We start from the raw sequence: 23,726 nt of genomic DNA, 5'->3' as shown, positions 1-23,726 counted from the left end.
GGCAGACATGAACAAACAAATCATGGCCGATGATCTTCGTGAAAAGATCATCGCAAATCCCAATGTCCTTTTGGAAGATGCTGATGTGATGCGCGCGCTTGTTGGCGCAAATGATGATGCTCTGGGCAGTAACATCGTCGATCTGCGTGGCGTCGCAATGGAGCGGCTGGAGGCGCGGTTCGACCGGCTGGAAGACACACACCGCAATGTCATCGCTGCCGCTTATGACAATCTGGCCGGCACCAACCAGGTGCATCGCGCGATCCTGCGGATGATGGATGCGCAATCCTTTGATCAATTCCTGATCGATTTAACGGGCGATGTGGCAGATATCTTGCGGGTCGATGCGATCCGGCTGGTGCTGGAAAGCGCTGATCCGCAAGCATCAGATGATCTGCGCCCGACCGTTGCGGTGATGCCTGAAGACTTTATCGAAGGCTACATCACCCTTGGCCGCAACATGCCCGCGCGGCAAGTCACGTTGCGCAAGTTCCACAAGGTCGGCGGCAGTCTTTATGGCGAGCGTGCTGGCTATATCCAATCAGAGGCCTGCCTGAAACTCGACCTTGGGCGTGACCGCCTGCCGGGCCTCCTGGTGATGGGCAGCGGCGATCCGCAGCAATTCACACCGCAACAGGGCACCGATCTGCTCGGCTTTTTCGCGGGCGTTTTTGAGCGGTGCCTGCAGCGCTGGCTGGGATGATCTCACCGGCGCTCAGCGATGCGTTGGCACGGTGGCTGGATCATGAACGGGCGCTGGCCGGAGCGGCGGAGAACACGTTGAAGGCCTATCAGACGGATGTTCTGGGCTTTCTCGCCTTCATGACGCAGCATCATGGCGCGATGCAAGGGCTTGCCCCCATCGCACGAATCTCGGTCCGCGACATGCGGTCATGGATGGCGCATGAGCGGGGACGCGGGATCGGTGTCCGCTCGCTCGCGCGGGCGCTTTCGGCGGTGAAATCCTTCTATCGCTGGCTTTCCGAACGTGAGGGGTTTGAGCCGACAGCGGTCCTCTCAACCCGCGCGCCGAAATTTCAGAAGAAACTCCCGCGACCTTTGGCGCCTGATGCGGCCAGTGCGATGATCGACACCGTCGAATTCCAAGCGACAGAGCCTTGGGTGGCTGCCCGCGACAGCGCCGTGGTCACGCTGCTTTACGGCTGTGGCCTGCGGATTTCGGAGGCGCTGGGACTGAAAGGCAAGGATGCTCCCCTGCCCGATGTGCTGCGGATCACCGGCAAAGGCGGCAAGGAGCGGATCGTGCCGGTTATCGATGCCGCGCGCGACGCCGTTGACGCCTATCTGCGCCTTTGCCCCTATCCGCTTGAAAACGACAAACCGCTCTTCCGCGCCTTGCGCAGCGGGCCATTGTCGCCTCGCGCGATCCAAAAGGTGATGGCGCAGGCGCGCATGCAGCTGGGCCTGCCCGCCACCGCCACGCCGCACGCGATGCGTCATTCTTTTGCCACCCATCTGCTGGCTGCGGGGGGTGATCTGCGGGCGATCCAGGAACTGCTCGGCCACGCATCACTTTCGACCACGCAGGCTTACACCGCCGTGGACGCCGCGAAGCTGATGGAGGTCTATGACAAGGCACATCCCAAAGCATAAGGGTGCCACAAAACGGCCCGCTTCTTGCGTCATTTGCCCGCGATGACCACATCACGAACGACCATTGCCCCCGCCTCCATTTTCGACCATGAAGCCCCGATGACCTTACGCGCCAAAGCCCTATTCGTTCATCTGCTGACCGCCACTGGAGCCGTTTTCGCGATGCTCGCCATGCTGGCTGCGGTGGAAGAGGAATGGAGCCTCATGTTCCTCTGGCTGGTCGTGGCCTTCTTCGTTGACGGCATCGATGGCCCGCTGGCGCGGCGCTATGATGTCAAGACCAACTCACCCTCCTTCGACGGCGTGCTGCTGGACCTGATCATCGACTACCTGACTTATGTTTTCGTACCCGCCTATGCGCTTTTCAAATCTGGGCTGCTGCCTGGCTGGACAGGGTGGTTTGCGATCATCATCATCACCTTCGCCTCGGCGATGTATTTCGCAGACACCCGCATGAAAACAAAGGACAATTCCTTTTCCGGCTTCCCGGGATGCTGGAACATGCTGGTGCTTGTGATCTTTGCGCTGCAGCCCAATTTCTGGGTCTCGCTCTTTCTCGTCGGAAGCCTCGCGATTGCGATGTTCCTGCCGCTGAAATTCGTGCATCCCGTGCGGACCGAGCGCTGGCGGGCAATTACCCTGCCGATGGCGCTGGCCTGGACTGGCTTTGCGGGTTGGGCGGCTTGGGTGGATTTCGACCCCAATAGCTGGGCGCATTGGGGCTTGGTGGTGACATCCGTCTATCTGCTGGTGGCTGGGGTTGCGCAGCAGATCATCCCGGCCCGCAAGCCCGGCTAAATCAACAAACCCGCCGCCCCTTCCAGCCGGAGCAGCTTCACCTTTGACTCAATCCCACCCTCACCCGAATAACCGCCAAGACCATTCGCGGCGAGCACGCGGTGGCAAGGGATCAGGATCGCAATCGGGTTCGCACCGCAGGCTTGTCCGATCGCCTGGGCAGAGACGCCAAGATCGCCCGCCAGATCGCCATATGTCCGGGTTTCGCCATAGGGAATGGCCAGAAGGGCAGCGTAGAAATCCTTCTGAAAGGCGGAGCCTTTCGGCGCAAGCGGCAGGGTGAAGTCCTGCCTTTCACCGGCAAAATAACCCGTCATCTCATCCACAAACTGCGTGGCGAGTGGCCCTTCTGTCAGGTTGCCCGCCCGCCCCCAAATCAGATGGGTGATCGCCTGCCCGTCGCTATTAGCGCCCAGACGGCCAACAGGGGTTTCCACAATTCCACTCATGCGCGGCCCAGCCGAATTGGCCCTTTGGCCGCGAGAGGATCGACGTCTCGACCCTTTTGCGTGGCGATGATCTGCGGCATCTCCCCCGCCACCTCCCTCACCAAAGGCATCAAGGGTCGCCAGTCCTCCGCGAGGTCACGCGCCACTTCCGAGGGGCAAAAGGTCGTGCCTGGTCTTAACCTGGCCGACCGTTCCAGCAACGCGGCAGTGACGGCCTCTCGCCTAATCATTGCAACCCGCGCACGGCCATCATCGTGGCCGAGATCGTCGCGACCAATTTCTCCTGCCCAGCTTCAATCGCCACCGCCCTCCCTTCGGTGAAGGTCAGTGTCCGGCCCGCCTTGACGACATTGCCCTCAAACCGGAACGCCTCCCCCTTGGCCGGAGCCATGAAGTTGCATTTGAACTCCACGGTCAGCACTTCGGCGTCGGCCTCCATCAGCGTAAAGGCAGCAAAACCGCAAGCGCTGTCCATGACGGTGGTGATCACACCGGCATGCATGAAGCCGTGATGCTGGCTGAAATCCGCATTAAACGGCATCTCCAGCACCACGCGCCCCGGCGCCACATCGCCAACCGTAATCCCCATCGCGGCCATCGCGCCCTGACGGTCAAAATCCGCCTTCATGCGCGCGACGGCCTCTGGGTTGCGGTATTGCATCAGATCAGCAGGAAACGGGGACGTTGCCCACGCCGATGTCCCCCAAAATCTGATTTTCCGGCACCGGTGCCCCGCGATAGCGGCAGCCTGTCACCTGTTCGACCGTAGGGATCACATCGCGGCTGATACTCAGCCAATTCGCCATGCCCGGAACAGGCTCGGCATAGGTAACGAAGACGACCCCCTCGGTCATGGCCGTATCGTACTGAATGCGGAGGTTGACCCCACGCACCTGTGCCACAACCGCCCGCTCGCTCGCGCTGGTCATCGGAGGTGGTCCGTCATTGCCGCCGCCGCAAGCGGCTAGTGCGACAAGGCAAACAAGGCTGGCGAGGATGTTCTTCATGATCCGTTTCCTTCCACTTCGCTCAATGCATCGTTGCAGCGGCCACAGACACCAGCATAGGCATACATGCCCACATCCGGCAGGATCTTCCAGCAGCGTTGACATTTGGTGCCTTCCGCGCGGGCAAAGACCACCGCAATGTCCGGCACATCCTCCAACCGGAACGCATCTGCAGGCGCGGCTTCGGTGCTGATTTTGATGCCGGAGGTGATGCAAAGATCCTCAAAGCTGACCGTTTCCAGCACCGCCGCCACATCAGCCGCGACATAGACGGTCGGCGCCGCCTCCAGCGAGGCGCCGATCACCTTGTTTGTCCGCTGAACCTCCAACGCGCCGGTCACAACCCGGCGGGCCTTGCGGACGATTGCCCATTTCTCGGCCAGTTCCGCGTCGCGCCAGGTGGCAGGCGTCTCGGCGAAGTCCTCCAGATGCACGGAGCTGTCGTCACCGGGGAACCGCTCCAGCCAAACCTCTTCCATCGTGAAAGTGAGCATCGGTGCGAGCCAACGCGTCAGGCGATGGAACAGGATGTCCAGCACAGTCCGCGCCGACCGCCGCCGCAGCGTATCGCCATCGCAATAAAGCGCATCCTTGCGGATATCGAAATAGAAGGCCGAGAGGTCCACGGTCGCAAAGGTAAAGATCGCCTGGAATACGCCCTGGAAGTCGTATTTCGCATAACCGTCCCGCACGACCTCATCGAGTTCGGCCAGACGATGCAGCACCCAGCGCTCAAGCTCCGGCATCTCCGCCGCCTCAACGCGGTCGCCTTCCGTGAAATCGCTTAGCGATCCCAGCATGAACCGCAGCGTGTTGCGCAAACGGCGATAGCTGTCGGCCACCCCTTTCAGGATCTCGTCGCCGATCCGGTGGTCGTGCTTATAGTCGGTCGTCGCCACCCAGAGCCGCAGGATATCGGCCCCATATTGCTTCACGACTTCCGCAGGGGCGATGATGTTGCCCAGCGATTTGGACATCTTCTCGCCCTTCGCATCGAGCGTGAAGGCGTGGGTGACAACCGCCCGATAAGGCGCATGGCCCATCGTCCCGCAAGCCTGCAGCATCGAGGAATGGAACCACCCGCGATGCTGGTCGGTGCCCTCAAGATAGACATCGGCCATGCCGTCATCAGAACCGTCCTCGCGGTCGCGCAACACAAATGAATGCGTCGAACCAGAATCGAACCACACATCCAGAATGTCAAAGACCTGCTCATACTCGTCATGCGGCACGTCATTGCCTAGGAATCGCGCCTTCGCGCCGTCCTGATACCAGGCGTCCGCACCCTCGGCCTCAAACGCCTCCAGAATGCGCACATTCACCGCCGCATTGCGGAGCAGGTAATCGGGGTCGGTCGGTTGAGCCCCTTTCTTGACGAAACATGTCAGCGGCACACCCCAGGCGCGCTGGCGCGACAGTACCCAATCTGGCCGCGCTTCGATCATGGAAAAAAGGCGATTGCGCCCGGTCTTTGGCGTCCACGTCACAAGCTCGTCGATAGAGCGCAACGCCCGCTCGCGGATCGTCGTGCCATAGGTGTCGTTGTCATCACCCACGGTCTTGTCAATCGCTGCAAACCACTGAGGCCGGTTGAGCCGGATCACTGGCGCCTTCGACCGCCAGGAATGCGCGTCCGAGATCGCGATACGCTTGCGGGCGAGCAGGGCACCCACCTCAACCAGCTTGTCGATGACCACCTTGTTGGCGCCACCGGGTTTGCCATTGGGTTTGAGGATTGCCTCACCGGCAAAGAACGGCAAATCAGCGCGATAGGAGCTGTCATCGAGGATGTTATAGGTCATCGGCAGGCCATGCTTGATGCCGATGGCGTAGTCGTCATCGCCGTGTGAGGGGGCCGTGTGGACAAAGCCCGTACCCGCGTCATCAGTCACGTGATCGCCGGACAGCATCGGCACGTCGTAATCCCATTCGCCGTCCGCACCAGCGGCACCGCGCAACGGATGGGCCAGCGTCAACATGGCAAGCTCATCCACCGACACATCCCGCAAACGCCGGATCATCTCATCACCCTGCAAACGACCAGCAGCAAAAACCTCTTCGGCCAGCTTGTCCGCCACGATCATCGTTTCACCGATTGTGGCCCAGCATTCCTCGGGCCGCCCGATCACTTCGTAAAGCCCGTAAGTGATGTTCGGCCCGTAGCAAACCGCGCGGTTCTGCGGGATGGTCCAGGGGGTCGTTGTCCAGATCAGGACCTTCGCCTTTTTCAGATCGGTCGCGATATCGAAGAGCGCATCATCGAAATCCGTCGCCTCGTCCAGAAGCGCCAACGCCTCGGACTTTGGGACGACCGGAAACCGCACCCAGATCGCATCGGTCTGGCGGTCGTGATACTCCACCTCAGCCTCGGCCAGCGCAGTCTTCTCCACCGGAGACCACATCACAGGCTTGGAGCCCTGATAAAGCGTGCCGTTCATCAGGAATTTCTGGAATTCCTCGGCGATCACACGCTCGGCGTGGAAATTCATCGTCAGGTACGGATCGGCCCAGTTGCCGGTCACGCCCAGCCGTTTGAACTCATCGCGCTGCACATCCACCCAATGCTCGGCAAACTTGCGGCATTCCTGACGGAAATCGACGACATCCACATCGTCCTTGTTTTGCCCCTTGGCGCGATACTGCTCTTCGATCTTCCATTCGATGGGCAGGCCGTGACAGTCCCAGCCGGGCACATAGCGGGAATCATGGCCCATCATCTGGCGCGAGCGGACGACGATATCTTTCAGGATCTTGTTGAGCGCATGGCCGATATGCAGATGGCCATTCGCATAGGGCGGGCCGTCATGCAGGGTAAAGGGCGGGCGGCCCTCCTTTTCGCGCAGGCGGTCATAAACGCCAATCTCTTCCCAGCGCGCCAGCCAATCGGGTTCGCGTTTGGGCAATCCCGCGCGCATGGGAAAATCGGTGCGAGGCAGGTTCAGGGTATCTTTATAGTCGGGTGTGTCGGCGCACATCTTGGGCGTCCTTTAACTACGGTGATTGGGTAAAACAAAGGGCGGTGCGCAGGCGCAGACACCTTGTCCCGGCAGGCGCATCAGGCCGCCGGGCAAATAATGCCTATGATCATGTTCCACAACATGCGCCGCTTATAGGCAGGGACCCGCCAAGGGTAAAGAGGGGCAAACCCGGTGCGAAGCATCTCATCAAACCGCGCCGTCTGTGCCCCTCGCATTTCTTGACGCAAAATGACCCGGCGGTGTATTTTGCCGGTATTTCAAGACCAATTTCGCACAGTTATTCAGGATCTCCATATGACCGATCAAACCACCAATCCGGCCCGCGTTTCCGCACAAGCCGACGCAACGACCAGCCACACCCCTGCCACGCGCCCCTTTTGGGAAGACCGTCACGTCGATGTGTCTGCCCGCAGGAACTGGCTGTTTTTGTATTCGACGGAAGCAACCCGCTGCCAGCCCGATCAGGATTATCTGGACAAGGGCATGCTTTTGGTTGGGACAAAGGATGATGCCTTGCCGCTGGTCATCGGCGGGTTGAGCCTGACTTTGGCCACGCTGGTTGCGACACTGGATGCGACCTATGGCGCCACCTGCCCACGCGACAGTATCAGCCACTATTTCTATGCGCCGATTGCCGGATCGGCGTTTATCATCATTTTGGGCTTTATCGCGGCTTTCATGTTCGCTTATCGCGGGCAAAGCCGATGGGACGGCTGGATCACAACAATCGGCGCATTCGGCGCGATTGGGACAGCGGCATTTCCGACCACCGGTCTTGGTTGCCCGGATGGGCAACTCTTTGATCTCAAACTGATACAGAACAGCGCTGTTATCCTCGAAAGCGGGCGCTACTATGCCGCCCAAATGCCCGAAATCGACACGCTCGGCAGCCAAATCGTGGGCCGGTTTACCGAAGCGATCACGATTTTTGATACCGAGCAAGCGACCGCAGCCAATGACGTCACTCAGATCACGACCTATACGATCGCAAACAAGACATCGCAGTCAGTGCACCAGATATCAGCAGCCGTGCTGATCGGCAGCCTGATCGTGCTCAGCATCCGGCACCTGCTACGCTGCAATTGGGTCGTCTACAACGCCAGGTCCGACACGTATCTGATCCGCAAAGTGCAGTGGGGAGAGACATTCGCCACAGGCATAGCGGTGTTTTTCATGATCATCGGCGGGGTGATGGCTGCCGGGCTCTTTCCTGCAATCGCGGAAACGGCAAGCCTGATCGTCGCCAGATTGGGTGTGATCGGATATTGGCTCTCGGGCGCCGACTATTCCGCCGTGCCCCGCCCCGTTTTTCATGGAGAGCTTGTGGCACTTGTCGCCTTTGGCGCCGCATGGATCACCCAATGGATTTTCTATTTCCGCTTTACCCGCAAATTCGCCGGGGCGCAGGTCAACGATGCCATCGCCGAGCGGAACCACAAATATCAGGACACGATCCGCAGCGGCGCAAAATAGGGCATCTTCAAGGGCTGTCTGCGAGGGCCCTGCTGCCCGAGCAGCATACAAAGTTTGGTTCGTCATTTACCCGCCAAGCCGGATCTTGCGATCCGGCAGCACACTATTCTTTAAGCGTTCACAACGTCCCAGACCTTGGAAATCACGACCGATCCTTCGCCGACGGCAGAAGCCACGCGTTTGACCGATCCCGCGCGCACATCACCCACCGCAAAAATACCATCATGCGATGTCTCATAGGGGGTTTGGCGCCCCACTGCCTCGCCGGTCAGGACAAAGCCCTTTTCATCCAATTCCACCAGCCCCGATAACCAGCCGGTATTCGGGGCGGCCCCCACCATGATAAAGGCCGCGCGGGCACCGATCTCTTGCTTGCTGCCATCTGCCTTATGCAGGACCGTCACTTTCTCAAGTTGTTTGTCGCCCTCCAACGCGCAGATCTCGCTTTGATAATGGATTGTAATTGCCGGGTCCGCCTCAAGACGCGAAAGGAGATAATCCGACATTGAGGCCGCAAGGCTTGGTCCTCGCACCAGCACATGAACATGGCGGGCCGTGCGCGACAGGTACATCGCCGCCTGCCCTGCCGAGTTGCCGCCCCCGACGACAACGGCATCTGTGTCGCGGCAATAGCGGGCCTCCACATCAGTAGCGGCGTAATAGATGCCCGCCCCCTCAAATTCTTCAAGCCCGTCGAGCGGCAATCTGCGATACTGGACACCCGTCGCCACGACGACCGCCTTGGCACACACCTCATCGCCGTCATCGAGTGTTGCGCAAAACACGTCGTCCTCGCGTTGCATGAGCGCACGCACGCGACGCGGTACCGCGAATTGCGTGCCGAACTTCATCGCCTGCACCTCACCCCGCCAAACCAGATCCGCACCCGAAATGCCGGTCGGGAAGCCCATGTAGTTTTCGATCCGCGAGGACGTCCCCGCCTGCCCACCGATGGTCAGATCTTCAACCACCAGCGCACAAAGACCCTCGGTACCAGCATAAACACCTGCAGCGACACCTGCAGGGCCGCCGCCCACTATCAGCACATCAAAAACCCGCTCATCGCGCACAGCCATATCGAGGCCCAGCATCCGCGCGATTTTTGAGGGCGTGGGATCAGGGACAACATCATGTTTGCCAAAAATAACCGCCGGCTTGGCCTCACCAATGTTACAGGAATGGGCGACCGCCTCAGCCTCATGTTCGCCAAGGGTCAAGCTGCGCACGGGGATTTTGTTGCGCCCGGCAAAGGCCGCTATCTGCCGGATATTGCGGTCGGCCTCCGCCCCGATCAGGGTGAGGCTCGCCTCGCCGCTTTCCAAAAGGCGCCGACGGCGGGCCGCAAAAACAGTGATGATGATATCCGACATCTCTGGAACACGACCCATCAGTTCCAGCATTGGCTCTCGGTCCACGGTGATCACGCGGGATTTCTCCATGCAGCGCGCGCCCATCATCGCCTTGCCACCGGATAGAAAGCTGATTTCGCCAAAGAATTGAGTGGGCCCCAAATGCGCATTGCCGTAACGGCCACCAGTGCGAGGATCGACCGCCTCAACCGCGCCCTCGACCACATAGTGGAATGTCACGGCAGGCTTGCCATATTCCTGCAGCATTGCACCCGCTTCCCACTCCCGCTCGACCCCGATTTCGCGCAAGGCAGCCACATGACTGTCATGCAGTGGGGTGCGCACCATCGTGGTGAGGTCTTGGGCCAGGCTTTCCATCGGATTCTCCTTATGTCGCGTCAGAAGTTAATGTCATTTCGGCGCAATGGAACCGGGCACCCGCCAAAATCGCGCATTGCCTCTCTATGGCATGCTTGTCATCAAGCGCCTATGACAGCACGCAGGCATATCGCGATTGTTGGTGCCGGGATCGGCGGGCTTGCCGCCGCGTCGCTTTTGGCCGATCACGGGCATCGCGTTGAGATCTTCGATCAATTCGCCACGCCGAAACCGGTGGGCTCTGGCCTTGTGATCCAGCCTGTCGGCCAAGCGGTGCTCGATCAGATCGGTGCCGGGAAGACCGCGCGCGCCAAGGGGCAAAAGATTAAGCGGATGCTGGGGCATGAGGCCGACCACGGCCGCCGCGTGCTCAATGTCTGGTATGACCGGCAAGGCGCCCGGAATTGCGGCCTTGGCATTCACCGCGCGAGCCTTTTTGCCGCCCTTCTTGAGGCGGTCAGCGCGCGGGGTATCGCAATAAGGTCGGGACACACGGTAACAGGCACCGAAGAAGGCTATCTGACTTTCCGGGAATGCGACCGACAGGGGCCGTTCGATCTGATCATCGACAGCGCCGGTGCCCGTTCCGCTCTGTCGCCGCTTGCTGGGTATGGCCTCCCCTATGGCGCTATCTGGGGCACAGTCGATTGGCCGGAGACCAACCTGCCCATTGATCAATTGCGCCAATGCTACCGCCGGGCCGATCGGATGATGGGTGTCCTGCCCATGGGCGCGTTGCCGGGCGACACAAGCCCGAAAGCGGCGATCTTCTGGTCCCTGCCGCGCGACGGATACCAAGGCTGGCAGGATGCCGGTCTTGCGGCGTGGGTCGAGGAGGCAACGGCGCTTTGGCCCGATTTCGCCCCCTTTGCCGCACAAATCACCGACCCGGCCCAGATGACCATGGCCCGTTACAGCCATGGCACGATGCGCAAACCCTGGTCGCCGGGTCTTGTCCATATCGGCGATGCCGCGCACCGGGCGAGCCCGCAATTGGGCCAGGGTGCCAATATGGCGCTCCTTGATGCGCTGGCGCTGTCTCAAGCGCTGGAAACGGCCGAGGGCGACGCGGCCTTGGCCCTTTATGCGAAGGCGCGACGCTGGCATGTGATGGTCTATCAGGCGATGAGCGCGGCGTTTACGCCGCAATATCAATCCGATAGCCGTTGGCTGCCCGCCTTGCGCGACCGCGTGCTTTACCCCCTATCGCAGGTCCCGCCCGGTCCCAGCATCCTCACCGCGATTGTCTGCGGCACGATGTTGCCGCCTACTGGGCGGCTTTCAACGCGCGCATCGCACGAGAGGCTTGCCGTCAAAGCCGCAAACCGCTAGACGACCCGCATGGCCACGATGACAAAGAAAACCATGACCACAAAGACCACCGCGCTGGCGGAGGTTTGTTTGGCATGGGTGCATCACCGCTAGGAAAAGCCAGACAAAGCCCCGCCGGACCGGACGGGGCGCAAATGGCAACCTCCCCGTCTTCCGCCAAAACAAAGGAAGACCGACATGAACGCATATTCTCCAGACCCGATTGACGCCCCCGTGATCGCCATTGTGGGCGCGACAGGTGTGGTTGGTCAGGCGCTGATCGACAGCCTCCAGCGTCGCAGCTTTCCATTGCGACAACTGCGCCTCCTGGCGTCGCCCCGGTCTGCGAGTCAGTCAATGGCATTTGACAAGCAGGCCATTGTCGTGGAAGCGCTGAGTGAGACAAGCTTTGAAGGCGTCGATATCGCCTTTTTTGCGGCAGGCGCCGCGATCTCAAAGAAGTTCGCGCCATTAGCTGTGGCCGCAGGGGCGCGCGTCATCGACAATTCCTCGGCCTTTCGCATGGACGATCATGTGCCACTTGTGGTGCCGGAGGCGAATGCATACACGCTGGAACAAGAGGCCTCCATCATCGCCAACCCCAACTGCATCGCCGCAATCCTGACAACGGCCCTCGCCCCACTACACGCGGCTTGGTCCATCACGCGTTTGTCGCTAACCACCTATCAGGCTGCATCAGGCGGCGGGGCCGCGATGATGGATGAATTGGAGGAAGGAACGCGCGCCGCATTGGCGGGTGAGAATTTCGAGCCTCAGGTCCTGCCGCACCCTTACGCCTTCAACTTCTTCAGCCATAACGCCGATGTCGACCCCGAAAGCGGATATAACGGCGAGGAACTGAAAGTGGTCGCCGAAACCCGCCGCATCCTTGATCTGCCCAAACTTCCCATTGGCGTGACCTGCATCCGCGTCCCAGTCTTGCGCGCCCATGGCATCGCCCTGTCGGTGCGGTTCGCCGATCACGTGCCAGCCGATTGCGTGCGGCGCGCGATTGCGGATGCGCCGGGCCTGCGGCTGGTAGATGACTGGTCCGCAAACCACTTTCCAATGCCCAGCGAGGCGTCTGGCGGAGAAGACGTGTTGGTCGGACGTATTCGCGCCGATCTGGGTGATCCGTCTGGTCGCTCTGTCACGATGTTCATCGTGGGTGATCAATTGCTGAAAGGGGCCGCGCAGAACGCCGTGCAGATTGCAGAGACTTTGCTGAGACAAGCTGCCTAGCGGCAAAATGCACCGCCGCGATGTCGGGCAGTATCGAAATGGAAGTGGTCGCGGTGAAACCTGTCGGATTCAGGCCCCAGAACGGTGCCAAACGGCCCGCAAGCCGCGCGCCACATCTGACGCAGTTGCGCACCGTCGTCATCCGAGTTCCAATCTGTGAGCAATGTCATCTCGCTCCCGTCGCGCAGCCGAATCCCTGCAATATCGATGGCTCGGCCAAAGGAATGTTCGGACAGGCGCGCTCCCGGCTGATGGTTGCGGGTGCGGCAGGAATAGTGCCCCACCACACGCAGGGCGGCCACGCCGCCGCCTTCACCACCTACAGCCGGGATCACACCTCGCTCCACCCAGGTTTTCAGCGCAGATGCCGTGCGGCAATCCATCATCGCCTGCTGGCTGAGTGCAACACCGGCCACGGACCGCACTTTGACCGCTGACGAGATGCCGCAGGCACCGGGCCCAGGCACCGCTCCAACGGTCGTGCCTTGAATGGCAGGGTCGTCGCAGACCTGACCGCGCAGCCGTGCGATCCGCCGCTCCTCTGCTGCCGCTTCAATCGAGGCAGGTCGCAAAAGCGGGCGCATGGACTGCCTCAAAGCCAATGGACTGAAGGCGAAGAGGTTCTGTTCGGCGCGGAAAATCGCCCGCGTCTGCGCCCCAAAGGCAAGATCAGGCCGGGTATATGGCCGAGGGACCGGGCGCAGCGGAGTCCCGGCCAGCTTTGCCGCCATCGAGCCGCGCATGAGCGGTCGCACCGTCTTTTCGTCTGGTGTTTGCACGGTCACCGGCGCCGCTGCCGCAACCGGCCTCGCAATGGGGCGCACATCCTGGGCAGACACCGGACCCGCCAGAAGGCAGGCCAGAAGACCTGCCCAAACCCTCATCCCTGACGCGCCTTGACGCGGCCAAAGTCGGGCGCATCCGTGTCCTGCCCCGCTTCGATGATCCCGCGCCGGATCGCGCGCGTGCGGGTGAAATAGTCATGCAGGTGGTCGCCATCTTCCTGACGGATCGCGCGTTGCAAGGCGAACAGCTCTTCAGTGAAACGGCCAAGGATCTCCAGCGTTGCTTCCTTGTTGCTGAGGAACACATCGCGCCACATCACGGGGTCAGAGGCCGCGATCCGGGTGAAATCACGGAAACCCGCCGCAGAGTATTTGATGACCTCGCTATCGGTCACCCGCCGCAAATCATCGGCCACGCCGACCATCGTATAGGCGATCAGGTGCGGCGTGTGGCTCGTCACCGCCAGTACCAGATCGTGGTGCTCCGGGTCCATTTCCTCGACCAGAGCGCCCATGCCTTTCCAAAGAGCGGTCAGACGCGACACCGCTTCGGCGTCGCTGCCCGGAACCGGGACGATGATCGTGTAGCGGTCATCAAAAAGTTCAGCAAAGCCCGACCGTGGCCCGGAATGCTCCGTTCCCGCCAAGGGGTGCGCGGGGATGAAGTGTACGCCATCGGGTATATGCGGGCCTACAGCCTCAATCACATTGCGTTTGACCGACCCAACATCGCTAACCGTAGCCCCGGGTTTCAGAACAGGGCCGATTTCGCGGGCAACCGTACCCATCGCGCCTACTGGCACGCAAAGGACCACCAGATCTGCATCTTGCACCGCCTCGGCGGCACTGTCGGTGATGACGTCACACAAACCCATCTCGCGCGCGATCTTGCGGGTTTCGGCGGATTTGGCATAGCCCACGATTTCTCCGGCCAACCCGTCACGCCGCATCGCATGCGCCATGGATGACGCGATCAGCCCCAACCCGATCAGCGCAACCCGCTCATAAACCGGCACCATCAGGCGACACCTTTGAACTGCGCGACCGCATGGGCCACGCGGCGGCAGCCGCTTTCGTCACCCACCGTGATCCGCAAGCAATGCGGCAGCCCGTAGCCTGCGACCTTGCGCACGATGATGCCCGCACCGCGCAGGTGCTCATCGCAGGCATTCGCCTCAGCCTCATCGGCAAAGCGCGCGAGGATGAAATTCGCGGTCGAGGTGTCCGACGGCACGCCCAGTTCCGCCAGCGCGTTGGCGAGCCAGTCGCGCCATTTGGCGTTCTCGATCCGGCATTTTTCCGTATGCGCAGTATCGCGCACCGCAGCCTCTGCCGCTGCGAGGGCAGGAGCCGACAGGTTGAAAGGCCCCCTGATCCGGTTAAGCACATCAATCACCGCCTGCGGGCCATAGCCCCAGCCGACCCGCATGCCGCCCAGCCCGTAGATCTTGGAGAATGTGCGCGACATCACCACGTTTTCGCTCGCCTCGACCAAGGCCTTGCCTGCATCGAACCCATCGACGAACTCCGCATAGGCCCCGTCCAGCACCAGAAGCGCTTGCAATGGCAGCCCTTCGGCCAGACGCGCGACCTGCGCCTCGCCAATCATCGTGCCGGTGGGATTGGCCGGATTGGCGATAAAGACCAGCCGGGTCTTGTCTGTGCAAGCCCCGAGGATCGCATCCACATCCACCACACGCTCATTCTCGGGCACGACCACGGGTGTCGCCCCGCAGGCGCGCGCATAGATCGGGTACATCGAAAAGCCGTGTTCGGTAAAAACGACCTCATCGCCGGGGCCTGCATAGGCCTCGGACAGCAGCTTCAGCACCTCGCCCGAACCAACCCCGCAAAAGACGCGGGCCGGGTCGACATCCCAGACACCGGCAATTGCCTGACGTAAGGCAGCATGATCGGTTGAGGGATAAAGATGCAGGCTATGGCTCGCCCGGATCGCAGCCTCTTTCGCCGCATCCGATGGGCCCAGAGGGTTCTCGTTCGACGACAGTTTGAGCACATTGCTCACCCCGTCCAGATGCGATGCACCGCCCTTGTAAAGCGCAATCTCCATGATGCCGGGTTGCGGTTTGAGCGCCGTGTTCATCTGGTCTGTCCCTTGATCGTTTGGGACCTTCTATCGCTGTGTCAAAGGCAAGGCCAGTGCGAAGGTGGCGCGCGGGCTCGGGCCTTAACTCGTTGTGCGTTTTCCCACCTCAATCTACAAGCTGGAGATGGTTCTTAGCCGTCCGGGTAACGCCCTAGCGGGCGGTTGGCGCATCCGAGACTGGTTCAAACCCGCTGATGTCCTGCGCCGCGATCTTTTGCAGCACGGTGATCACATGGGCGACATAATGATCGGCCGTCCTGCGCCCCTTTTCGGCGGTCGCCAGATGCGCCTCGCCGGCCACACCGGCTGGGTTCACATCCGCGGCGATCCAGCCGTGGGCGACCGCACCAACGGGCGGGATATCGCCCTGCTCATTGCTCCAACGGAAATCCTGCGCTTTCGTCATATCCACCGTATCGGGCCGGAAATGCAGCATCAGCGATGTCTCATTGTCGCCGCCATGAATACCCTGTGCCATTTCTTGCGCGCTGTAGACACCGTCGGGCACACCGCCAGCGCCCCAACCCATTCGCACGCAATACATCCCCGCCTGCACCCGCAACTCCCGCGCGACAATGGAAATGAGATCGGTATTGCCGCCATGGCTGTTCACGATCAGCATCTTGCGCACGCCCGCGCGGGCGACAGACAGGCCGATTTCAGTCCATGCCCGCAATGCGGTTTCAGCGGTCAGAGTCAGCGTGCCGGGGGCGTAGAGGTGCTCGTTTGACTTGCCGACCGCCATGACCGGCAGCAGTCGGATATCGAGATCAGGCGGGCAACGTTCGGCCAGCAGATCGCAAAGGCCCTGATTGATCATCGTATCAACACCAACCGGCAGATGGGGCCCATGTTGTTCCACTGCTGCAGTGGGAAGGATGGCAATCGTCTTGTCCGGATCAATCCGCAGATCAGTCGCCGGATAGTTGATCCAGTAGCGGCTCATTGAGTCTGCGCCTGCGGTATTGCGGAGGATGTCTTCAGGCCTGTCAGCTTGTCGACCTGCCGCGCGACCTTGGCCAGATGTGCCTTCAGTCCATCCTCTTGCGCACTGTCCATCAGATAATGCGCCGCAAAGACTTTGCGCGTCCGCGGCGCCAGCAAAAGGCCCACTCCCCGCATCAAAGTCCGCTTGCCAGGCGCGCCAATGAACATAGTCAACCACCGGCTTGCACCACAGGTCGTAAACACGCCCAGCCGGTTGATATGATGCAGACCTGGCTTGATGTTGTCGCCCTCACCCTTTGGCATAATGAAGGCCACGTCTGGCAACAGTACCCGATCGAGCCAGCCTTTCAGCATCGCGGGCAGCCCATACCACCAGGTCGGATAGACAAAGATCAGCGTATCGCACCACGTCACGTCAGCCACCTGATCCGCGACGGGCACCTGATTGCCGGGGCAGTCGAGGTAGTCCGTCCACTCATCTGTCGTCAGCACCGGCTGGAACCCTTGGGCATAAAGATCATGCAGCCGCACCTCAGCCCCCGCCGCCTGCAACCGTTCCAGCACGGTATCGCGCACGGCTGCGCTAAAAGACCCTTCGCGGGGATGGCAGTACACGACCAGGGCACGCATGTCAGAATGCCTCCATTTCCCTTTTGACCCGGGCCAGATACGCGGTGCAGCCTGCGGGTGTGATGTTGTTCATGTCATATTGCGCGATGTAGCGCATCTTTTCAGGTCTGATTGTGCCCCAAACGGCCCGTTTGAACAGCCGTTTCGGCGGATCACCCGCGAGGAACGCCCGCATCGGTGTCGCGCCATAGGTTGTCACCGCAGCGATCTTGCGGATGTTGTTGAGACACGCCGAAATCTTGCCGTCCTGAAGATCAAAGGCCACGCCCGGCAGCATCACCCGGTCAAAGAAACCTTTGAGGATTGCCGGGTAACCGAAATTCCAGATCGGATGGCACAGGATGAAAGCATCTGCCGCGCGCATCCGATCGACGTAGGGCTGCACTGGGCCGCAATTGATCGTTGTGTCGTGGTAATTCTCACGCTCTTCCCGGCTGAGAACCGGGTCGAACCCTTCGGCATATAGATCGCAATCATCCACCTCCCAGCCCCGCTCCGTCAGCGTCTCAACCACTACCTGATGCGCCGCCGCGTTCAGGCTTTCAGGAACAGGATGGGCAAAAACGACAAAGGCGCGGGCCATCTATTCTGCCGCTGTTTTCGGCTGCAGGCCGGGCCACGCATACATGCGGTCATAGGACCAGTCGGGATCGTCCCAGGCGATCATCTTGCCGGGGTTCAGAAGACCCTTTGGATCAGCCTCGCGCTTGAAATCCAATTGCCGTTCATCGACCGATTGCCGCCCGCCCTCTTCCAGCGTGTAGCGGTGCGGGTTGAAGTTCATCGCCCCCATCTCTTCATGGATGGCGATAATTTCGTCGAGGCGTTCTTCGGTGGTGAACTTCACCAGCGTCAGGCCGCCCATCGCTACTTTGCCGTTCATGCGGGTCACTTCGATATGCTGCAGCACCTCGGGGCTCAGCCGCTCTTTCACTGCCTTGACCAAGGCGATGGGGTCGTCTGTGCCATAGGCAATTTGCAGATAGGTGATCGATGGGTCGACTTTGAGCGCTCGCAAGGTCGTGTGGTTCCAGCCATATTCAAAGACCAGACCGGGGTCGCGCGGCCAGTCGGTTTCCCCTTGTACATAGATCGTGCGGGCACCGGGATAGCCCTTGGTAAAGGTCTCCCACCCCGGCATGGCGTGGGGGGCGACCATGAGGGCAACAAGCGCGTCGTTCTCTTCGACATGCGGTGCCACACGCTGGAAGTAATCCTTGGCGATAGGTGCTTCGAATACGGTGGCGAGTTTGATCAGCAACCCGTCGCAGGAGGCGAGATCATAGCTATACTGCAGCGCCTCGTCGAAATCCGAAAAGGCGAGGAAGATGCCCTTCCACTCATAGGCCGGGGCGAGGGGGATTTCGATTTCGGTGATGATCCCGTTGGTCCCGTAAGCGTGGCTGACGCGGTGCAGATCGTCGCCAGCAATCTCCAGCGTCCGCGGCTCCGCCTCCATCGTCACCACCCGCAGACGGATGATGTTGCCGGGGTCACGCAAGCTTCCCCAGCGCACCGACCCGATCCCGCCGGAGCCACCCGCGATGAAGCCGCCAATCGTCGCCGTCGCCCATGTGGACGAATACATGCGGATTTCCTGCCCCGTTTCATTGCAGGCCGCGTCAAGGTCTTTCAGCAGGACACCGGGCTCACAGATCAAGCGACCGGGTTGGATGTCCTTGACCGCGTTCATCTGGTTGAGATGCAGGATACACCCGCCAGCCAGCGGCATGGCCTGCCCGTAATTGCCCGTCCCTGTCCCTCGCGTGGTGACCGGGACGTCATGGGCGTAGCAGGTCTTGAGGATCGATATGACCTCCGCCTCGTTCTTTGGCGTCGCCACGAAATCGGCGACCACGTGGTCAAGCCGATCCTTGAGCACCGGCGAATACCAGAAGAAATCCCGGCTTTTGGCCTTCACGCTGGCCGGGTTCGTGTCGGTCTCAATGCCCATCTCTGTCAGGGCGGCGATTGCGGCGGCGATGTTCATGCTGTCTCCATCAGGTGATCGAGTTCGGCGTAGTCGGGCAAGGTACGGTCGATCTGCTGCCCCCCCCGGATGACGATCCGGTCGGATTGTGGGCGGGCGAAAAGCTCGGTCCAGCTACGGGCGTTGCAGATAACCAGATCGGCAGGAGCGCCGGGTCGTAGGCTGGGCGCGGCAAAGCCGCAGGCGGCGGCGGGGTTTTGCAGATAGGCGTGTGTCCAGTCGACAACGGAATGGTCCAGATGGCCGATCCGGGTCGCCTCGCGCATCACCTCCAGCATATCCATATCGCCATAGGCGTAGAACGGATCGCGGGTATTGTCGGATGCAAAGCTGACCGGAATACCCCGCGCCGTCATTTCATGCACTAACGTAATACCTCGATTGCGCGGGGTGCGGGCGGCGTGGCGATCCTGCAGATACATGTTGCACATGGGCAGGCTGACCACATGCAGACCCCCGCGCGCGACGACATCCAGCGTATGGAGTGCCTCGGTTTCGTCCATCACCGAAAGCGAACAAAGATGGCCAACGACGACCGGCTGGTCAAAGCCGCGATCGATGACCGTCTGGGCGATGTCGCGCAGGGTGTTGACGGTCGGGTCCATCGTCTCATCCACATGAAAGTCGGCAGCCAGACCGCGCGCCTCAGCGGCCGCGAAGAAGGTGTCAAGCTGTGCCTGTAGATTGTCGCCCGGATAGGTGACCATGCCAAGGACACCATCGGCACCGGCGACCAGATCGGCGGTGGTCGCGAATTCATCGGTCAGCGCATAATCGCAGGCGACAAGGCAGACCGCCTGCAGATCGATCTTGCCCGCCCATGCCGCGCGTACTTCCGGGAAGACCCCCCAACTGATCGCGTCCTGCGGCGCGTGGCTGTCGAGATGCGTGCGGATCGCGCGTGTCCCATGGGCGTAAGCACAACGCAGCGAGAACTCCATGCGCGCCCTTACATCCTCAGCTGACCAATGCGCCGCGGTATCGCAGCGTACGGCCCCAAGGGCACCCTCGAAACTGCCATCGGGGTTTGGATTGCGTGGCCAGATATGCCCCTTGTCGAGATGTGTGTGCATGTCGACAAAGGTCGGGAACGCGATGGCGCCACCCATATCGATCCGTGCGGCACCTTCGACTGCGTCCACAATCTGCCCATCAGCAAGAGTCAATGTGGTCTCTACCAACCCCTGCCCCGCACCTAAACAGGCGGCAGGCACGCGCAGATTGTCCAGTTGCACCGGGCCATCGGGTATTGTCGGCAATGGCATGACTTACTCTCTTTTCAACGCGGACTCGTGCCACTTGCGAAGCGCGAAATGCGCGATCAGTGAGGTTGTTGCATAGATGATCACACCGGTCACCGCGATCAGGATCAGCGCCGCAAACATACGCGGGATCTGCAGTCGGTAGCCCGCTTCGAGGATACGGAAGGCAAGGCCTGACCCGATCCCGCCCGTGCCTGCCACGTATTCGGCGACGACAGCACCGATCAGAGCCAGCCCTCCGGCAATCTTCAAGCCGCCGAGGAAGTAAGGCAGCGCCGAGGGCAACTGTAGATGTACCAGACGCTGCCAACGATTGGCCCGGTAAATCGTGAACAGATCGCGCAGGTTATGATCCGCCGATTTCAGCCCCAGCGTCGTATTCGCAAGGATCGGAAAGAACGCGACAATCCACGCGCACAGCAGCAACCCCACCAGCCTGCTTTCGACATAAATGAATATCAGCGGCGCGATGGAGACAATCGGCGTCACCTGCAGGATCACGGCAAAGGGCGAAAACGACATCTCGGCAAAGCGAGACAGCGAGAACAGCACCGCGAGGCCCACTCCGCCCACCACGGCGACAAGCAAAGCCAGCCCCGTGATCTGCAACGTCACCAACAGGGACGAAGATAAGGTCCCCCAATCCTCGATCAGGGTCGACAGAACCAGGCCTGGGCGCGGCAGGATGTAGGGCTCGATCTCGTTCCAGACGACCAGCCTGTCCCAGAACCAGATGGCGAGCGACATCACAACGACCGGTATCACGTATTTCGCGATCTCTTCGTTGCGCTTGCGCCGCGCGCGTCGCTCCTCATCGGCGTCATACATGGGGCCTTTGTCATGGGCCACATGCTTTGCGGTCTCGGTATCTGTGCTGATTGTCATGCGACGAGGCCTCCGACCGGATGAAGCGCGCCGTTCAGCGCATCTGACGTCTGCCGCGCAACTTCGCCATAGCGGGGCGATGTGCGCCATTCGAGGCCGCGCGGATAAGGTGCGGTGACCTCTATTTCCGAGATGACACGTCCGGGGCGTGCGGCCATGACAAGGATGCGGTCCGACAGGAACACACTTTCAAAGACCGAATGGGTGACAAAGATGACAGTCGCCCCGGTGCTCGCTTTCAACGCCAACAGGTCATCATTCAGCTTCTGGCGCGTGATTTCATCCAATGCGGCGAAGGGCTCATCCATCAGGATCAGCCGCGGGTTGGTCGCAATGGCCCGCGCGATGGACACGCGCATCTTCATGCCCCCGGACAATTCGCGCGGATAGCTCTTGGCGAATTTCTCCAGGCCCACAAGCGCCAGCACCTCGTGAATCCGGTCGCGTACCGCAGGAAACCGCTGACCCCGCAAACGGAACGGCAGAAACACGTTCTTTTCGACCGTCGCCCAAGGCATCAGCGTGGGTTCCTGAAACACCACACCAATGTCATCCGCACCTGCACCCGCCTCCCACTCAATCCGGCCCAGTGTGGGTGGCATCAGCCCCGCGATCAGCCGCAGGGCTGTGGATTTCCCACAACCCGATGGCCCCAGAAGCGAGATGAAATCGCCTTCATTCACTTGCAGTGACATGCGGCGGAGCGCCACGACCTGCCCGCTGAAGGTCTTGTCGACCTCCCGCATGTGCAGGATCGCGGCGCGTTCTCCTAACGGGGCAACAGGCATGCTGGCAGCTTACTCCGGTCGCAGTTCAAGCCCCAAGCCCTGATTGATGTATGTCAGATCATAGGCCTTGGTGAATTCCAGCCCCGCAGGCAAGACGCCCGCCTCAACCATGTCGTTGTAAAACGATTCCGAGCGTTCCGCAGTCATCGCGCCAATACCCAGGTCCAATGTATCACCGCTATCGACGATTCCGTTTGCAATCATCGCTTCGATGGCGAAATCGATCTTGTCCTGCGTCATGTCGGGGTTGTCCGACAGGATCAGTTCATTGGCTGCACTGTTGTCCCCATAAAGATAGTTGTACCACCCCAGAATAGAGCTTTCCACAAAGCACCTCACGACCTCCGGCTGCTCATCCAGCATCTCCTGCTTGGTCTGGATGGTGGTGGAATAGGCATCATAGCCCGCATCGGCGATCAGCCAGACATCGACTTCGATCCCCGTCTCCTTCAGGATCGCGAAGGGCTCGGAGGACAGATATCCCTGTTGCGCACTGTCTTCATTCGCGAGGAACGGTGCGGAGTTGAACGTGTAGGGTTGGCGCACTTCATCGGTAAAGGCATATGCGGCCTTCATCCATTCATAATAGGTGGCCGCGTCCTGCACGATCATCGTCAGATCGGCCTCTTGCATGCCCGCAAAGCTATCGACCTTTCCGGGATGGGTCATCAGAACCTGCGGGTCTTTCTGGAAGGACGCCATGACGTTCACGATGGGCAACCCTTCAGCGACGGCAAAGTAAGCGTCCAGATGCCCGCCCATGTAGAAATCGATCCGACCCGCCAGCATCAAAGCCTGATTGTTCACCTGCGGCCCGCCGGGCAGGATCGTTACGTCAAGCCCACATTCCGCATAAGTGCCATCGGCCACGGATTGGTAGAAGCCGCCATGCTCGGCCTGGGCGACCCAGTTGGTGCCGAAGGTGACCGGTGTGAGTTCCTGTGAAGATGCTTGTGTCGCCAGGCCAAACAGGATGGCCGATGCGGCACAGGCAGAAGTGACGCGTTTTGTCATAACAATCCCCTGGTAATGATGCCCCAAGACAAGACAGGGTGACGTTGGGGCACAAGTGCAGTGACAGTTTCCAAAAGGTTAACGCCGAAGCCGCCCAAATGGTAGGCAACAGAGCGAGCCTTCTGCTGAAAACCTGTGCAGACGGTCATTCATCCACCGTTGCAGGCTCAATCATTGGACGGATAAGACGGGCTTGCGCGACGACAGGTGAGAGGAGCAAGGATATGGCGCTGAACCCGCTGAACCCGACGACGATTGCCGCACCCTTTGGGAGATATGCCCATGGCATCGCCTTACCTGCCGGTTGGCGGATCGCGATGACATCGGGGCAGTTGCCGCTGGCAGCGGATGGTTCAGTGCCAAAAGGCGCGCGGGCGCAAGCCGCGCTTTGCTTTGAGAACTGTGCCGCAATCCTAGCTGAAGCGGACATGGGGCCGGGCGACGTGATCCGCATCGCCGCCTACGTCACCGACCGCGCGCATATGGCCGATTACATGGCCGCACGCGATGCCTGGCTTGGCCCCCGCGATACCCTTCCCGCGTCAACACTCCTAATCGTCACCGGCTTTACCCGGCCCGAATTCCTTGTTGAGGTTGAAGTGACCGCAGCGCGCCCGGACGGTGCAAGGCAATGAAGCAATAAGGACAAGCGACTACTGCGAAGGCCCGCTTCACTGACAAACGGGGCGTTCGCCGCGCTTGTTCGAACGACCCTGGT

At 60.7% G+C, this 23,726-nt stretch carries 24 protein-coding genes; 7 read left to right on the top strand and 17 right to left on the bottom strand.

The window, feature by feature from the left end:
- Positions 1 to 7 precede the first annotated feature (7 nt).
- The 3 genes from SLH49_RS06080 (at position 8) to SLH49_RS06070 (ending at position 2,412) form a co-directional block, all read left to right on the top strand.
- Positions 8 to 703, top strand: a complete 696-nt coding sequence (locus SLH49_RS06080; RefSeq protein ID WP_320268248.1) for a DUF484 family protein — start codon at positions 8 to 10, stop codon at positions 701 to 703.
- A complete protein-coding gene (locus tag SLH49_RS06075; RefSeq protein ID WP_320268527.1) occupies positions 700 to 1,614 on the top strand; it encodes a tyrosine recombinase XerC in 915 nt (304 codons plus the stop codon). Before SLH49_RS06080 ends, SLH49_RS06075 begins: the two co-directional genes overlap by 4 nt.
- Positions 1,615 to 1,713: 99 nt before the next feature.
- Entirely contained in the window at positions 1,714 to 2,412 is a 699-nt protein-coding gene (locus tag SLH49_RS06070; protein ID WP_320268247.1) for a CDP-alcohol phosphatidyltransferase family protein, read from the top strand.
- On the opposite strand, the gene SLH49_RS06065 is transcribed toward SLH49_RS06070, so the two are convergent.
- The 5 genes from SLH49_RS06065 to ileS are packed head-to-tail and all read right to left on the bottom strand — an operon-like array spanning position 2,409 to position 6,843.
- A complete protein-coding gene (locus SLH49_RS06065) occupies positions 2,409 to 2,861 on the bottom strand; it encodes a methylated-DNA--[protein]-cysteine S-methyltransferase (RefSeq protein WP_320268246.1) in 453 nt (150 codons plus the stop codon). The genes SLH49_RS06070 and SLH49_RS06065 overlap by 4 nt on opposite strands.
- Positions 2,858 to 3,091, bottom strand: a complete 234-nt coding sequence (locus SLH49_RS06060) for a DUF3253 domain-containing protein (RefSeq protein WP_320268245.1) — start codon at positions 3,089 to 3,091, stop codon at positions 2,858 to 2,860. The genes SLH49_RS06065 and SLH49_RS06060 overlap by 4 nt, the downstream gene beginning before the upstream one ends.
- The gene (locus SLH49_RS06055; protein WP_320268244.1) at positions 3,088 to 3,522 is read right to left on the bottom strand and encodes a PaaI family thioesterase; all 435 of its coding nucleotides are present in this window, start codon (positions 3,520 to 3,522) and stop codon (positions 3,088 to 3,090) included. Before SLH49_RS06055 ends, SLH49_RS06060 begins: the two co-directional genes overlap by 4 nt.
- Positions 3,523 to 3,526: 4 nt before the next feature.
- Positions 3,527 to 3,868 carry a hypothetical protein gene (locus tag SLH49_RS06050; RefSeq protein WP_320268243.1) on the bottom strand — a complete coding sequence of 114 codons (342 nt, stop codon included), beginning with the start codon at positions 3,866 to 3,868 and terminating at the stop codon, positions 3,527 to 3,529.
- Positions 3,865 to 6,843 carry an isoleucine--tRNA ligase gene (gene ileS / locus SLH49_RS06045; protein ID WP_320268242.1) on the bottom strand — a complete coding sequence of 993 codons (2,979 nt, stop codon included), beginning with the start codon at positions 6,841 to 6,843 and terminating at the stop codon, positions 3,865 to 3,867. Before ileS ends, SLH49_RS06050 begins: the two co-directional genes overlap by 4 nt.
- Positions 6,844 to 7,140: 297 nt before the next feature.
- Between ileS and SLH49_RS06040 the strand changes: the two genes are divergently transcribed.
- A complete protein-coding gene (locus SLH49_RS06040; protein WP_320268241.1) occupies positions 7,141 to 8,319 on the top strand; it encodes a hypothetical protein in 1,179 nt (392 codons plus the stop codon).
- A 110-nt stretch (positions 8,320 to 8,429) separates the two neighbouring features.
- Here SLH49_RS06040 and SLH49_RS06035 read toward each other — a convergent pair whose 3' ends face one another.
- Positions 8,430 to 10,046, bottom strand: a complete 1,617-nt coding sequence (locus SLH49_RS06035) for an FAD-dependent oxidoreductase (protein ID WP_320268240.1) — start codon at positions 10,044 to 10,046, stop codon at positions 8,430 to 8,432.
- Between the two features lie 111 nt (positions 10,047 to 10,157).
- Between SLH49_RS06035 and SLH49_RS06030 the strand changes: the two genes are divergently transcribed.
- Together SLH49_RS06030 and SLH49_RS06025 are read left to right on the top strand one after the other, a co-directional pair.
- The gene (locus SLH49_RS06030) at positions 10,158 to 11,378 is read left to right on the top strand and encodes an NAD(P)/FAD-dependent oxidoreductase (protein ID WP_320268239.1); all 1,221 of its coding nucleotides are present in this window, start codon (positions 10,158 to 10,160) and stop codon (positions 11,376 to 11,378) included.
- Between the two features lie 177 nt (positions 11,379 to 11,555).
- Positions 11,556 to 12,599: an aspartate-semialdehyde dehydrogenase gene (locus SLH49_RS06025; protein ID WP_320268238.1), complete on the top strand. Its 1,044-nt coding sequence runs from the start codon at positions 11,556 to 11,558 to the stop codon at positions 12,597 to 12,599.
- Here SLH49_RS06025 and SLH49_RS06020 read toward each other — a convergent pair.
- From SLH49_RS06020 to SLH49_RS05970, 11 genes are all read right to left on the bottom strand, one after another.
- Positions 12,596 to 13,483, bottom strand: a complete 888-nt coding sequence (locus SLH49_RS06020) for an extensin family protein (RefSeq protein WP_320268237.1) — start codon at positions 13,481 to 13,483, stop codon at positions 12,596 to 12,598. The two genes, SLH49_RS06025 and SLH49_RS06020, sit on opposite strands and share 4 nt — an antisense overlap.
- Positions 13,480 to 14,403 (bottom strand): prephenate/arogenate dehydrogenase family protein, encoded by a 924-nt coding sequence (locus SLH49_RS06015; RefSeq protein WP_320268236.1) that lies wholly within the window; start codon positions 14,401 to 14,403, stop codon positions 13,480 to 13,482. The genes SLH49_RS06020 and SLH49_RS06015 overlap by 4 nt, the downstream gene beginning before the upstream one ends.
- Positions 14,403 to 15,488 (bottom strand): histidinol-phosphate transaminase, encoded by a 1,086-nt coding sequence (gene hisC, locus SLH49_RS06010; RefSeq protein WP_320268235.1) that lies wholly within the window; start codon positions 15,486 to 15,488, stop codon positions 14,403 to 14,405. Before hisC ends, SLH49_RS06015 begins: the two co-directional genes overlap by 1 nt.
- Before the next feature lie 154 nt (positions 15,489 to 15,642).
- Positions 15,643 to 16,437: a creatininase family protein gene (locus tag SLH49_RS06005; protein ID WP_320268234.1), complete on the bottom strand. Its 795-nt coding sequence runs from the start codon at positions 16,435 to 16,437 to the stop codon at positions 15,643 to 15,645.
- The gene (locus SLH49_RS06000) at positions 16,434 to 17,069 is read right to left on the bottom strand and encodes an NAD(P)H-dependent oxidoreductase (RefSeq protein WP_320268233.1); all 636 of its coding nucleotides are present in this window, start codon (positions 17,067 to 17,069) and stop codon (positions 16,434 to 16,436) included. Before SLH49_RS06000 ends, SLH49_RS06005 begins: the two co-directional genes overlap by 4 nt.
- 1 nt (position 17,070) lies before the next feature.
- Positions 17,071 to 17,652 (bottom strand): NAD(P)H-dependent oxidoreductase, encoded by a 582-nt coding sequence (locus SLH49_RS05995; protein WP_320268232.1) that lies wholly within the window; start codon positions 17,650 to 17,652, stop codon positions 17,071 to 17,073.
- Positions 17,653 to 19,059, bottom strand: coding sequence for an FAD-binding oxidoreductase (locus tag SLH49_RS05990; RefSeq protein WP_320268231.1), 1,407 nt, complete (start codon positions 19,057 to 19,059; stop codon positions 17,653 to 17,655).
- Positions 19,056 to 20,324: a cytosine deaminase gene (locus tag SLH49_RS05985; RefSeq protein ID WP_320268230.1), complete on the bottom strand. Its 1,269-nt coding sequence runs from the start codon at positions 20,322 to 20,324 to the stop codon at positions 19,056 to 19,058. The genes SLH49_RS05990 and SLH49_RS05985 overlap by 4 nt, the downstream gene beginning before the upstream one ends.
- Positions 20,325 to 20,327: 3 nt before the next feature.
- The gene (locus SLH49_RS05980) at positions 20,328 to 21,206 is read right to left on the bottom strand and encodes an ABC transporter permease (protein WP_320268229.1); all 879 of its coding nucleotides are present in this window, start codon (positions 21,204 to 21,206) and stop codon (positions 20,328 to 20,330) included.
- The gene (locus SLH49_RS05975; protein ID WP_320268228.1) at positions 21,203 to 21,994 is read right to left on the bottom strand and encodes an ABC transporter ATP-binding protein; all 792 of its coding nucleotides are present in this window, start codon (positions 21,992 to 21,994) and stop codon (positions 21,203 to 21,205) included. Before SLH49_RS05975 ends, SLH49_RS05980 begins: the two co-directional genes overlap by 4 nt.
- Before the next feature lie 9 nt (positions 21,995 to 22,003).
- Positions 22,004 to 23,008 (bottom strand): ABC transporter substrate-binding protein, encoded by a 1,005-nt coding sequence (locus SLH49_RS05970; protein WP_320268227.1) that lies wholly within the window; start codon positions 23,006 to 23,008, stop codon positions 22,004 to 22,006.
- Positions 23,009 to 23,232: 224 nt separating this feature from the next.
- Between SLH49_RS05970 and SLH49_RS05965 the strand changes: the two genes are divergently transcribed.
- Entirely contained in the window at positions 23,233 to 23,643 is a 411-nt protein-coding gene (locus SLH49_RS05965) for a RidA family protein (protein ID WP_413785267.1), read from the top strand.
- Positions 23,644 to 23,726: the final 83 nt, after the last annotated feature.

The organism is Cognatiyoonia sp. IB215446 (genome assembly GCF_033963825.1).
Classification (GTDB): Bacteria; Pseudomonadota; Alphaproteobacteria; order Rhodobacterales; family Rhodobacteraceae; genus Yoonia.
This window is presented reverse-complemented; position numbering and strand designations above follow the sequence as displayed.